Raw genomic sequence first — 12910 nt, 5'->3', positions numbered from 1 at the left:
AAGAGATCATCCGGTATTAGCACTCGTTTCCAAGCGTTATCCCAGTCTGCCAGGCAGGTTACCCACGTGTTACTCACCCGTCCGCCGCTGACATCCATGGAGCAAGCTCCACATCAGTCCGCTCGACTTGCATGTATTAGGCACGCCGCCAGCGTTCGTCCTGAGCCAGGATCAAACTCTCAATTAAAGTTTGATTCAAGGCTCGAATCGATTCTCATCTATCACTCGTTTAGTTTTCAAGGATCAACGCATCGCTCAGAGGCGACGTTTATTAGACTACCACATTGCTTCTATCATGTCAACCGCCATTTCAACGTTTTCAATCTATCGCGGCGACAAGAGCAATCTTATCATGCCCACCCCATCGCCTCAACCAATCCCGTGAAACAAACGCAAACAAACCGCCACAAAAACAAAAAAAGCCTCCGTCGCACCACGTGAATTCTCCACGTGGCGCGTTCGGAGGCTTTTTTCATCAAACCGTTCCGCCGCTCAAGAGCAAGATGCGGAATCCATAGGCTTCGAGCTCAAGCATCCCGCTGTAAATCCGTCCAGTCAGCAGGTCTCGACCGCTGACACCGATCGGCAGCGTGACGCTCATCTCCGCGTTGCCATTGTTCAGCAACACATAGATCGATTCACCTTGCGATTCGCGCACGAATCCATAGAGGTTGTGCAGGGCGTCCTTCTCCACCGCACGGTATGACCCGAGTTGGAGCGCCGGGTGCGACTTGCGGATAGCTATCAACTGTTGATGAAGTCGGAACATCTCACGGTTCTGACGCTCCTCCTCCCAGATCATCGTCCGCCGGCAATCCGGGTCGGTCTCCCCCATCATGCCAATCTCGTCTCCATAGTACAATTCCGGCAGACCCACATAGGTCATCTGGAACACAACAGCGAGACGCATCCGCTCCTCTCGCCCGTGACAAATCGTCAAGAAGCGAGCGGTATCATGGCTGCCTAGCAAGTTGAACATCATCAAGTTTGCCTGACGCTTGTACATCATCCGCGTCTTGGTCAGCATCGCATCAAAGCGATCCGCAGAAATCGTCCGCTTGGCAAAAAACTCGATCACCGCATCGCGGAACAGATAGTTCATCACACCATCGAACTGGTCACCCTGCAACCACGGCGAGGCATCATTCCAGACTTCTCCGATGATTAACGCGTCCGGATTCGCCATTCGAACACGGTCCCGGAATTCGCGCCAGAAGGCGTGATCTACTTCATTGGCCACATCCAAGCGCCAGCCGTCGATCCCGATCTCCTTCACCCAGTACTCCGCAACATCGAGCAAATAATCGCGCACTTTCAGATTCTCGGTGCGCAGTTTCGGCATCGTAGGCACATGATTGGCGAACGTTTCGTAGTTCACTTCCTCCATATTCACCGGGAAGCTGTGAATGTGGAACCAGTCGGCGTATTCGGACGCCTCGCCTTTTTCCAAGACATCTTGGAAAGGAGCGAATTCCGCGCCGCAATGGTTGAACACCGCATCAAGCATGACGCGAATGCCACGCACATGCGCGTTGTCCACCAACCGCTTGAACGTCTCCAGATCGCCAAACACCGGATCGATCTGGTAGTAGTCCGCAGTATCGTACTTGTGCGTCGACGGAGAGGTGAAGATCGGGGTCAGGTAGATCAAGTTCACCCCGAGGTTCTCCAAGTAAGGGAGCTTGTCCAAAATCCCTTGCAAGTCCCCACCAAAAAACGTATTGGCCGTCGGCAGTTCGCCCCACGGACGAACACCCTCCGGGTCGATCGATGGATTGCCGTTTTGGAAGCGGTCCGGGAAGATCTGATAGACGATCGCGCTTTTCGCCCATTCCGGGATCAAGAACAGATCGCGCACCGGCAAGTACGCCAGCTGGAACCACCCTGCAAAGTCGGCCACATCAGACAACGAGCGCTCACCGTACCAATGCTGCGACGCCCCATCATCCAACAAAAAACGGTAGCGAAGCCGTTTTGTTTTCGTCTCCACCACCGCTGTAAAATAATCATAGAGTTCGTCAGAGCCTGCATAGTTCAGTTCCTGCGTCGCATAAGAACCTGGCAATTCGAAGCGGTCTTCATGCACCATGTTGACCGACTTCAATTCCCCGCGCTTGGCACGCAGCTTGATCACAGCATGATTCGGCCCCAGAGCATAGGCATAAGCCCCGTGGGACATATGAAAAATGGCTTCTTGGTTCATCGAATGCCACCTCTTCTCTCTCTAATAACTTCTACTTCCGTCCACCGCACGAATTGCGAATGACCATCTGGGTCGGCACGATCACGTGCTTGTCCATCAACACACCGCCACGCATCTGCTCGATCAACAGGTTGGCCGCCGTCACGCCAAGTTCGTAAATCTGTACGTCCACACTGGTCAGCGATGGGTTGGACATTTCGGTCAAACGCACATTGTTAAACCCTACCACCGCGATATCTTCCGGGATGCGGTATCCAAGTTCCCCCGCTGCACGCATCGCGCCAAATGCCAACAGATCGTCTGAAGCCACGACTGCCGACGGGCGATCCGGCAACGCGAGCAGGCGCGTCATCCCGAGGTAGCCGCCTTGTTCAACGAAGGAACTCGCGAACATCAAGCGGCGATCCTGGGGGATGCCTGCTTCATCGAGCGCTTGGTGATACCCTTGCAGACGGTCTCTCGTGACCACAAAGGTCTCATCACCACCGAGAAAGCCGATGCGTTTATGACCCAGACCAATCAAATGGCGCGTGGCTTGGTAGCACGCTTCCACATTGTTGTTGTTCACCCAAGAGATCGGCAGGTTAATCTCCGGGCGACCAATCAAAGTGGCTGGGAAGGGGTTTTCCTGCAGCACTTGCATCAGCGGGTCCTGCATGCGCGAAGACAACAGCAACACGCCGTCCACACGTTTTCCGTGGATCATGCGCGTGAGGGATCGAACATCCTCCTTGCCCGAATCGGACGTGGACAGAAGCAGATCGTACCCCTCACGTTTGGCAACATCGGTGATGCCACGCAAGACCTCGGGGAAAAACGGGTTCATAAAAAACTCCTCGGTCGTGCTCGGGATGAGCACACCGATCGCATCCGAACTTTTCTTGGCAAGACTGCGCGCCAACATATTGGGGTGGTACCCCAGTTCCTCCATCGCCGCTCGGACTTCACGCTTGGTTTTCTCCGAGATGCGTGGATGGTTGGAGATAACGCGCGAGACGGTGGAAGGGGATACCCCAGCACGTGCCGCAACGTCTTTGATAGTAGCCGTCACGTGTGCCAGCCTCCTTCCTGAATAAAACCTCTAGTTTAGCCTTTGACCGAACCGGACATCAGACCGCCCGCGATCCAGCGTTGCATGAACGAGAACACCACAACGACCGGGATCGAAGCCATGACAGCAGCGGCTGCGAATTGCGTCCAGTTGGCGGCAAATTCGTTTTTGATAAACTGTTGCAACCCGACGGCGAGCGTCAGATTCTCCGGTGATTTCAAGAGCGCGGAGGACAGCACAAACTCCGAGAAGACACCGATGAAGCTGAACAAAAACACGACCGCGAGCATCGGGAGAGACAGCGGCAGCACGATTCTCCAGAAGATCTGCCAAGAGTTGGCACCGTCGACAGTCGCCGCTTCGTCCAACTCTTTCGGCAAGGAATCGAGGTATCCCTTCATCAGCCAGATGTTAAACGCATTCCCGCCGGCAAATACGAAGATCAGCGCGAACAGGTTGTCCATCAGGTTGAGTTTGACCAACAGGCCAAAAATCGCGGAAACCGCCATAAAGTTCGGGAACATCTGCAGAAGCAACAAGCTCATCAGACCGTATTTCCGACCAAAAAATCGCATCCGCGAGAATGCATAGGAGGAAAAAGACGTCAAGATCGTCTGCAAAATCCCAACGGAGAAAGCGAGGATCAGTGAGTTTTTCATCCAAGTCGGGAAATTGGTATCGGCCAACACGTGCTTGTAGTTCTCCATCGTAAACGTAGTCGGGATCAAGGTCTCTGAGAAAAACGCTTCGCCCGACGAGAACGAGGCCGCCAATACGAAGAACAGCGGAAGGACGGAAGCCAAGACGGCAATCCAGATCAGAATCCGGGAAACCCACAGGTTAAACGCATCATATCCCTTCATCTAGTCCACCTCCTCGAATGCCTTCGTAAATTTCATGTTCACAAAACTGAGCGTCCCAACGATCAGGAAGATGATCAACGACAGCGCCGACGCGAGGTCATAGCGGTTGAAGGTCAACGTCATCGAATACGCCGAGGAGACGAGGATGTCGGTGTGTCCGGCAAACTGCGTATCCGTGCGCGGCGGTCCACCGCCAGTGATCAGGAATGCAGCCCCGAAGTTGTTGAAGTTGAACGCGAACGACGAGATCAACAACGGCAGGGTCGAAGAGGTGAGACCTGGCAGCGTGACAGACGTGAATTTTTTCCAACGACCTGCGCCGTCGATGTCAGCCGCTTCGTACAGATCCTTCGGAATCGATTGCAACGCGCCCAGGCAGACGTTCATCATGAACGGGTATCCCAGCCAGACCGTCGTCAAAACGACCGCGAACTTTGCCCAGTACGGGTCGGACAACCACTGTACTTTATCAATCCCGAACTTGCTGAGCAACAGGTTGATCTGACCGAATGATTCATTATAGAGTCCTTGCCACGCGAGGATCGCGATGGCGGCCGGCAATGCCCACGGAATGACGAGGATTGCACGGTAGACGTTGGATTCCTTCATCCGCTCGTTGTTGAGCAGGATCGCCAGAACCAACCCGATCAGATAGCCGACACCCGTTGACAAAAGTGCATAGAGGACCGTCCAGAAAAAGACCGGCAAGAACACTTTGAGGAACGGCCCGAACAGAATTTCCTTGTAATTGTCGAATCCAACAAACTGAAACGCATCAAAATGGTTGAGGTTAAAGTTGGTGAACGACAAGTAGATGGTGTAGATGACCGGCCCCAAACTGAAGATCGCAATCGTCAGCAACGCCGGTGACAGGTACGCGAAAGGTACCCATGGTCGTTGTTTTTTTATGGCATTTTTCTGTTTCGCCATATGGGCCCCTCCCTTCTCCTAACGAATAACGAACGAGGCACCTTCCGATGCCTCGCGCGTTGTTGTCTAGTCTGTGTGGTGTTACTTCGAGGTTGCGATACCTTGTTTGATTTGGTCGAGGATATCCTTCGCAGCTTTGTCCGGTGCGGATTTGCCCGTAGTGATCAGTTTGAGGTTGTTGCCTTCCGGAGTCCAGACAGCAGCCATCGCTGGGATGTTCGGCATCGGCTCGCCATTCGCTGCGATCTCAGCAAATGCAACTGCGGTTTTGTTGTTTTTGAAGGAAGCGTCTTCGAGTTGCGTCTTCACAACCGGGATACGAGCGCCTGCTTCGAGGAACTTCTTGGAGCCGTTTTGCGAGAGGTATTTCAGCAGGTCCCAAGCTTGTTGTTGGTGCTCAGACTTGGTGGAGACGATCCCGGACTGCACCCCAACTAAGGTTTTCGGCTTTTGGCCGTTTTCGAGGGTCGGGAGCGGAGCGACGCCGAAGTTCACGCCTGCTTTTTTCACAGCTTCTACGTCCCACGGACCGGAGATGTAGAACGCCGTGTTCTTGGTGGTGAATTTCCCTTTTGCGATGTCGCCGTTCACGTCTGCCGGCATGAACTTGTATTTGTTCACCATGTCGTTCAGCAATTGGTAGCCTTTTACAGCGCCTTCGTTGCCGAGACCGACATCATTGGTGTCGTAGGTGCCGCTGGTGTTTTTGAAGATGTAGCCGCCGTACCCTTGGATGAACGGGTAGGTGAAGTAGAAGTTGTTGATGTCGTACATGAAGCCGTTTTTCTGAGCGGAAGCGACGAAGTCAGCCCAAGTGGTCGGCGGGGTCGGAACTTTGTCGGTGTTGTAGTAGAGACCGTAGGTTTCCATCGAGATCGGCATTGCGACTTTCTTGCCGTCGACAGTCGTGCCTGCGAACGCGACCGGAACGTAATCTGCTTCGTTTACGAGGCCAGACGGTACTTCGGAGAGCAGACCTGCTTTTGCAAAGGTGCCCAGGTTATCATGCGGCAGACCAAACAGGATGTCCGGTCCCTTGCCGGAACGAGCTGCGGTTGCGTAGTTTTGGAATTCTTTATCGCTGTCGACTTTGACGTCAACTTCATTACCGGTTTTGGTCGCCCATTCCTGTGCAACCGATTTTAGTGCTTCAAACTCTGCGTCACCCCAGTGAGACCAGACGGACAGTTTGACTTTGCCGCCAGCAGCGGTGTCGGTTTGTTTCGGCGTTTCGGCTGCTTTGTCGCCAGAGCTTGCACAACCTACCAGCAACGAAGCCATCAAACCGGTTGTTGCCAACACAGATGCTGCTATTTTCCACGTCATGTTCATCTTTTCATTTCCCCCTTAGCTATGTACTGCTCAGTAAACGTTTTCACTATATCATAAGATATATGCTGTTTGGAGCAAACGTTTGCACATGCTCCTAAAAAATTTTGAAACCGCTTCCCTATCTCTCTGACTATAGCTCCAAACGTTCGTCTACCTTAAAGTATAGACGGCTCAGCAAGTTTGGTCAACGGTATGGCAGTCTGTTTCGACAATTTCGTGAAATCAGGAAAACGCCTCGGTATCGACCGTTTTGCACGGGATTTGTGCAAACAAACGGTGGAGTTGCACGAGTGGTTGTCAACACTTGTATTTTGTGAGTAGAAGTCGCAAATTATGCACGCGTGTCGCCACCGAATCATGCGGCCCGATCGCACAAAAAAAGGACAAGAAGGCTCACAGCCTACTTGTCCTTTTTCCGGTGCCAACAACCTTACAAACTGATCGTCGGCGTGTCTTTCCACTTCGTCAAGCTCAAACTCGCGATCGCATTCAAATCCAAGTCGTGGAACTTGCCTTGGAGATACATCGGAAAAGCCGCCGCTGCGATCATCGCGGCGTTGTCCGAACAGAGGTCGAAGCGCGGGAAGTGGACGTGGAAGCCAGCTTCCTCCGCCCGCTTCGTCAGGGCCGCACGCAGTCCGCGATTGGCGGCGACGCCCCCGGCGACGACGACATTTTTCACACCCGTGTGGTGCACAGCGCGCACCGTCTTCTCCACGAGCACCTCGACGACCGCCGCTTGGAAGGAGGCGGAGATGTCCTCGACCTTCCACGGCTCGCCGCGCTGTTCGGCATTGTGCATCGTGTTCAACACCGCCGATTTCAACCCTGAGAAGGAAAAATCCATCGACCGCTCATCGATCCATGCCCGTGGGAACGCGTAGGCTTGCGGATTGCCCTCCAACGCGAGACGGTCGATCTGCGGACCCCCAGGATAGGGGAGCCCCATCGCCCGGCCGACTTTGTCATACGCTTCTCCCGCCGCATCATCGCGAGTGCGTCCGAGAAACTCGAACTCGCCGTGTGCCGGCATATGTACCAGTTCAGTATGCCCGCCCGAGACGACCAGCGCGAGCAACGGCGGTTCCATCCCGCCGGACAGGAAGTTCGCATAGATGTGCCCGGCGATGTGTTGGACGCCGATCATCGGGATGCCCTTCGACCAGCACAGACCCTTCGCCCAGGAGACGCCGACCAAAAGCGCCCCGACCAAGCCGGGCCCATACGTGACCGCCACAGCTGAGAGGTCTTCGATCGTCACGCCCGCTTGTTGCAATGCTTCCTCCACCACATCGTTGACATTCTCAACATGGCGGCGCGAGGCGACTTCTGGCACGACGCCGCCGAACCGCTTGTGGATTTCAATCTGTGAAGAGACGATGTTCGAGAGGATCTCGTGCCCGTCGCGGATGACAGACGCCGACGTCTCGTCACAGGAACTCTCGATGCCGAGGATCACGACCGGTTTGCCGGACGCGCGATCGGCGATGTATTTTTGACGCACTCGTTCAAGGAATCCCATCAGCGCTTACTCCATTTCATAGTCAGTCGTGGGGCGAGGCAATTCCGCCCACATGATCATCGCGTCTTCGCGGTTGTCGGTGTAATAGCCTTTGCGGATGCCGTGCGAGAGGAAACCCATTTTCGCATAGAGATTCTGGGCGACTGTGTTCGAGACGCGCACTTCCAGCGTCATCCGTTCTGCCCCGTGCGCGATGGCAAGTACCATCAGTTGCTTCATCAGCGTCTCTCCGATGCTGTGCCCTCGATACTCCGGGTCGACCGCAACATTCGTAACATGCGCTTCGTCGATGATGATCCACGTACCCGCATAGCCGATCACACGCCCCTCCATCTCCGCCACAACATACTTGGCGAAGTGGTTCTGCGTCAATTCCATCTGGAACGCTTCCTCCGACCACGGCAGGCTGAACGATTTCAGTTCAATCTCCAAGATGCGCGGAATGTCCCCCAACGTCATTTGACGATAGTGCAAAGTACCGATCACTTTGCATCGCCCTCCTTGGTCACAGCCACTTTCGCCTGTTGAGCAGCGTTCCATTTGACTTCCGCCTCCACCAGCTGCAAGTACTCCGGGGCAAAAGTCGCCGTGTCGTGTGACTCCCCGGCTTCCAGCATCGCAATCCCCGCGTCCAGCAGGTGAGCCGCCCGAACGAAGTTCTGACTGGAGGAAGTGGCAAATCGGGCTTTGTCCCCGAGTTTTTCCTGCAGCTCGGCACGGTGGTTTTCCGCACCATCGCCGAGCAAGAGCACTTGCGCCGGCTTGGACTTATCCAGACGGCGAACGACCATCCGCGAATGGATGCCGCGGATGATGTCATCGAGCCCCAGCAGACGGTCCTCCTGTAGCTTCACGAAGGCTCCGTTTTGGTTCTCATACATCGCGGTATACGCTTGCTTGCGGCGGGCGTCGAGCAGCGGGACGACCAGTGCGTCAGACAGCGCACCATGCCGCGCCAACCCATCCATTGTCGAGACGCCCACCAGCGGGATCTGCAAGGAAAACGCAATCGCTTTGGCCGCCGTGACCGCGATGCGCACTCCGGTATAGGAACCTGGCCCCCGTCCGACGATCAGACCTTGGAGTTGATCAGGCGCGATGTCGAGGCTTTCCAGCAGACTTTCTACGAGCGGCATCAACTTCACGGAGTGATTGCGCGAGAGCTGGGTCGTCGCTTCCCCGAATAGGCGGCCGCGTTCGCCCACGGCGATCGATAGCGAAGTCGTGGCAGTATCTAGTGCGAGGTAGGGCACAGTTGTTCCAACTCCTTTAGTCTTGCTGTCGCGCGAGGTCCTGTGGCGGTGAAGACGAGATGTCGACCGCCGCCCTCCGCGATCGTGATGTGGGCGAGCAGACGGTCTTCGGGGAGCAGGTCCTCGAGATACTCCGACCACTCGATGACCGAGACCCCTGCTCCATAAAAATACTCATCATAGCCTAAGTCTTCGTGTACCGCCGCTTCGCCTAGACGGTAGATATCCATATGATAGAGCGGGATGCGCCCGTCGTCGTATTCCTTGATGATCGTGAACGTCGGTGAGGAGACCGGCTCCTCCACACCGAGGCCGCGTGCGAGACCTTGGGTGAACGTCGTCTTGCCCGCCCCGAGGTCCCCGGAGAGGCAGAGCACGTCGCCTGCTTGCACCACTTCGCCGAGGCGGGCTGCAAGCGCTTGGGTCGCTTCGACCGAAGCCATTTCATAGGTCAGCATAGATGTCACTCCTTACCCGAAGTGGTTGTACCCCTTCGGCTTCAACTCGTGGGCCTGTCCTGCATAATGAAGCGTCACACCGACGCTTTGCTCCGCTGTGACACGGCCGATAACGGTCAACGACAGGCTGTTTTTGGCAAAAAGCGCCTCCGTCCGCTGCGCTTCCGTCGGCTGTATCGTCCCGACCAACTGGTAATCCTCGCCGCCAAAAAGCGCCCACTGCACAGGATCGAGCTCGCGCAGGGCCGCATATTGGCGAACACCATCATGCAACGGAAGTTGCTCGGCGTCAAGTTCCAACCGAACTCCGCTCAGCTTCGCAATTTCGTTACACTCGCTGGCCAGTCCGTCTGAGACATCGTTGAGCGAAGTACAAGCACCCGATTCCAGCAACAAGCGCCCCGCCACTACCTGTGGTCGCGGACGTTGGTGGAACTGGAGCAGTTGACCCACCTCTGCCTCTCCCCTTGTAGCAAAAGCAGTTGTCCGTCCATGCTCTAGATAATCCAGACCGGCCGCCGAGCCGCCGACCGTTCCCGTGACGAACAGCAGATCGCCCGGCTTTGCACCCGATCGAAGCAAGGCACGCCCGGCTTCGATCTCGCCAAGCAGGGTGACCGAGATCACCAAGGGACCGCTGGTTTTCGTGATATCACCGCCGACGACGACCGTCGCAAACTCCGCACAGATGTCCGCGACGCCCGCATAGAGATCCTCCAACCGTTCAACGTCCATCTCCACGGGTATCGCCAGCGAGATGACCGCATGGCGCGGTCGGGCACCCATCGCGGCGATGTCACTGATCGAGACGGCGAGCGACTTGTAGCCGAGCGACCGATCGTCGATGGTGTCGGTACGGAAGTGTACGCCCTCCACCAGCATGTCGGTCGTGGTCACGACATGCGTGCCTGAGGCATAGGCTGTAACAGCCGCATCATCCCCGATCCCGACGACGACACTTTCATCCCCCGGACCTAAGCGTCCGACCAACTTGTCGATCAAGCCGAACTCCCCGATCTCACGAATCTTCATATGAACCACCCGCCCTCTTTTGACCTTTTCCTATTATACCTCCAAAAATCGCACAATTTACCCATTTTATTTTGACGAATAATCGCGTACCATAAGAGTACCTATAAAAATCTAGGAAACTAATGACGAGGTGAACTTTTTTGGGCAGTATAGGGATGTTTCTTGCAGAATTGTTTTTCATGGGGTCGATACTTGTAGGAGCTGGGCTTTTGACCCGCTTTGCGCTCCAGCAGGCGTTGGACACTAAGGAAACGCGGGTACGGCACACGCATCACAAATCGTACCGCTGCTAAGCAAACACCAGATCAGCCATAACGTAGACGTCGTCCATTTTTTTGGCAGAACCCTTTGCGGGTTCTGCCTTTTTTATGTGAATTTTTAATGCTCATATGTAAAAATGTTGTGATTTTAATATTTCGTTATCTTTTCACTAGGTTCTGTTGGTATAATAGTGAAGTACTATACACCTGTTCACAGGGAGGTGCTTCCGACATTGAAAGCTGTTGTGCAACCGACTGAAACCGTGACGCGCATGCGCCCCAAGGCTCGTTGGCGAAAGCGGATTCAGGAACTGCTGACCGCAACGCCCTTTCTCGTACCGTCGTTATTCCTTTTCGTCCTCTTTTTCTTTTACCCGCTTGGCAAGACGATCTACCTTAGCTTCTACCTCACCAACGCCAAGGGTGTGGCCAAACACTATGTGGGAGGTTCGCAGTACGGCGAACTGTTCACCTCGGCCGACTTTTTGAACAGTCTCTGGACGACGGTTGTGTTCGTGTTTCTAACGGTCGTGCCCGGGATTCTGCTCGCTCTGTTGCTCGCCCTGCTGGTGGAAAAGCCACTGCGTGGCATGGCGTTTTTCCGGACGCTGATCGTCTCCCCGGTGACGGTGTCTGTGGCGACCGCCTCGACGATCGGGCTGTTGCTGTTCAACCCGAGCATCTCGATCCTGACGCACGGCTTGAGTTTCTTCGGCGTGCAGGATATCGCGTGGTTGACCGATCCGTTCTGGGCGATGATCGCCGTGTCGCTCGTCACGATCTGGTTGGGCGTCGGCTTCCACACGATCCTGTTGCTCGGTGGACTGCAAGCGATCCCTACGGAGTTGCTGGAGAGCGCGACGATCGACGGAGCCGGGTATGGGAAACGCCTGCGCCATGTCGTGTTGCCGCTGCTATCCCCTACACTGTTTTTCGTGCTCGTCGTGTCGGTGATCGGCGCGTTCCAGTCCTTCGGGCAGATCAACATCCTCACCCAAGGCGGCCCGTCGCGCTCGACACACGTGCTGGTCTACTCGATCTACCGTGACGCGTTCTTCAACTTCCAGTTTGGTTCCGCTTCTGCACAGGCGATCGTGCTGTTCGTGATCCTGCTGCTGCTCACCATCCTGCAATTCACCGTTGTGGAGAGGAAGGTGCATTACCAGTGAGCACGCCTCGTCGCTTTCCCATTCGGACGTCCCTGCACTACTTGTTGCTGACGGTCGTGTCGCTGATCATCGCGTTCCCCCTGTTGTTCGCGATCTCAACGTCGTTCATGACCCCGTCCGAATCGTTATCCAGTCCGCCGAACCTCTTCCCGTCGCACTTCAACCTGAACAGCTACCACGATGCGCTGGCGGTGGCACCGCTCGGCAAGTTTCTGCTCAACTCGCTGATCGTGTCGCTCGCGATCGTCGCCGGGCAACTGTTCACCTCGGCGCTGAGCGCCTACGCGTTTGCCTTCCTGCGCTTTCCAGGACGCAACTTGCTGTTCTATCTCTTCCTGACCACGATGATGATCCCGTGGGAAGTCACGCTGATTCCGAACTACTTTACGATCAAGGAACTCGGCTGGCTTTCGACGTACCAAGGTCTCGCCGCACCGTTCCTCGCGACGGCGTTCGGAACGTTTTTGCTCCGCCAGTTCTACATGCAGATTCCGCGCGATCTCTATGAAGCGGCGATGTTGGACGGATGCGGCCACTGGCGCTTTTTCCTCACCGTCGTCGTGCCGCTGTCTCGTCCGGCGCTCGGCACGCTGTCGGTGTATGCGTTCATTCAAGCGTGGAACATGTACCTCTGGCCGCTGCTGATCACCAACAAGACCAGCATGCGCACCGTCCAAGTCGGCATCTCGATGCTGCAAAATGAGGAACAACTGGCCTGGAACTTGGTCATGGCAGGTGTCGTGCTCGTCTTGCTCCCCACGGTCATCATGCTGATCGTCGGACAAAAGCAATTGGTTAAAGGCTTGCTGTCTGGCGCTGTCAAAGGCTAAACCACTC

Annotated in this window: 12 protein-coding genes and 1 rRNA gene; 2 read left to right on the top strand and 11 right to left on the bottom strand. The window is 55.4% G+C overall.

Annotation, left to right across the window (positions count from 1 at the left end):
- From C7459_RS19660 to thiL, 11 genes are all read right to left on the bottom strand, one after another.
- Window positions 1-187 (bottom strand): 16S ribosomal RNA (locus tag C7459_RS19660); the annotation flags it as partial.
- A 288-nt stretch (window positions 188-475) separates the two neighbouring features.
- A complete protein-coding gene (locus C7459_RS19655; RefSeq protein ID WP_109690987.1) occupies window positions 476-2203 on the bottom strand; it encodes a glycoside hydrolase family 13 protein in 1728 nt (575 codons plus the stop codon).
- Window positions 2204-2234: 31 nt separating this feature from the next.
- A complete protein-coding gene (locus tag C7459_RS19650; protein ID WP_109690986.1) occupies window positions 2235-3254 on the bottom strand; it encodes a LacI family DNA-binding transcriptional regulator in 1020 nt (339 codons plus the stop codon).
- 35 nt (window positions 3255-3289) lie between these two features.
- Window positions 3290-4117, bottom strand: a complete 828-nt coding sequence (locus tag C7459_RS19645) for a sugar ABC transporter permease (RefSeq protein ID WP_109690985.1) — start codon at window positions 4115-4117, stop codon at window positions 3290-3292.
- Entirely contained in the window at window positions 4118-5047 is a 930-nt protein-coding gene (locus C7459_RS19640) for a carbohydrate ABC transporter permease (protein WP_109690984.1), read from the bottom strand.
- Between the two features lie 81 nt (window positions 5048-5128).
- The gene (locus C7459_RS19635; RefSeq protein WP_109690983.1) at window positions 5129-6379 is read right to left on the bottom strand and encodes a sugar ABC transporter substrate-binding protein; all 1251 of its coding nucleotides are present in this window, start codon (window positions 6377-6379) and stop codon (window positions 5129-5131) included.
- Window positions 6380-6809: 430 nt separating this feature from the next.
- The gene (gene tsaD, locus C7459_RS19630) at window positions 6810-7901 is read right to left on the bottom strand and encodes a tRNA (adenosine(37)-N6)-threonylcarbamoyltransferase complex transferase subunit TsaD (RefSeq protein ID WP_109690982.1); all 1092 of its coding nucleotides are present in this window, start codon (window positions 7899-7901) and stop codon (window positions 6810-6812) included.
- A gap of 6 nt (window positions 7902-7907) precedes the next feature.
- The gene (gene rimI / locus C7459_RS19625) at window positions 7908-8360 is read right to left on the bottom strand and encodes a ribosomal protein S18-alanine N-acetyltransferase (RefSeq protein WP_245884653.1); all 453 of its coding nucleotides are present in this window, start codon (window positions 8358-8360) and stop codon (window positions 7908-7910) included.
- A gap of 23 nt (window positions 8361-8383) precedes the next feature.
- Window positions 8384-9154 carry a tRNA (adenosine(37)-N6)-threonylcarbamoyltransferase complex dimerization subunit type 1 TsaB gene (tsaB, locus tag C7459_RS19620; RefSeq protein ID WP_109690981.1) on the bottom strand — a complete coding sequence of 257 codons (771 nt, stop codon included), beginning with the start codon at window positions 9152-9154 and terminating at the stop codon, window positions 8384-8386.
- Entirely contained in the window at window positions 9136-9612 is a 477-nt protein-coding gene (gene tsaE, locus C7459_RS19615; protein WP_109690980.1) for a tRNA (adenosine(37)-N6)-threonylcarbamoyltransferase complex ATPase subunit type 1 TsaE, read from the bottom strand. Before tsaE ends, tsaB begins: the two co-directional genes overlap by 19 nt.
- A 12-nt stretch (window positions 9613-9624) precedes the next feature.
- Window positions 9625-10644, bottom strand: a complete 1020-nt coding sequence (gene thiL / locus C7459_RS19610; RefSeq protein ID WP_109690979.1) for a thiamine-phosphate kinase — start codon at window positions 10642-10644, stop codon at window positions 9625-9627.
- 493 nt (window positions 10645-11137) lie between these two features.
- Between thiL and C7459_RS19605 the strand changes: the two genes are divergently transcribed.
- Window positions 11138-12073: a carbohydrate ABC transporter permease gene (locus tag C7459_RS19605; protein WP_245884652.1), complete on the top strand. Its 936-nt coding sequence runs from the start codon at window positions 11138-11140 to the stop codon at window positions 12071-12073.
- A complete protein-coding gene (locus C7459_RS19600; RefSeq protein WP_245884650.1) occupies window positions 12070-12903 on the top strand; it encodes a carbohydrate ABC transporter permease in 834 nt (277 codons plus the stop codon). Before C7459_RS19605 ends, C7459_RS19600 begins: the two co-directional genes overlap by 4 nt.
- Window positions 12904-12910 lie beyond the last annotated feature (7 nt).

The sequence above is a fragment of the Tumebacillus permanentifrigoris genome, assembly GCF_003148565.1.
In the GTDB taxonomy this organism is placed as follows: domain Bacteria; phylum Bacillota; class Bacilli; order Tumebacillales; family Tumebacillaceae; genus Tumebacillus; species Tumebacillus permanentifrigoris.
This window is presented reverse-complemented; position numbering and strand designations above follow the sequence as displayed.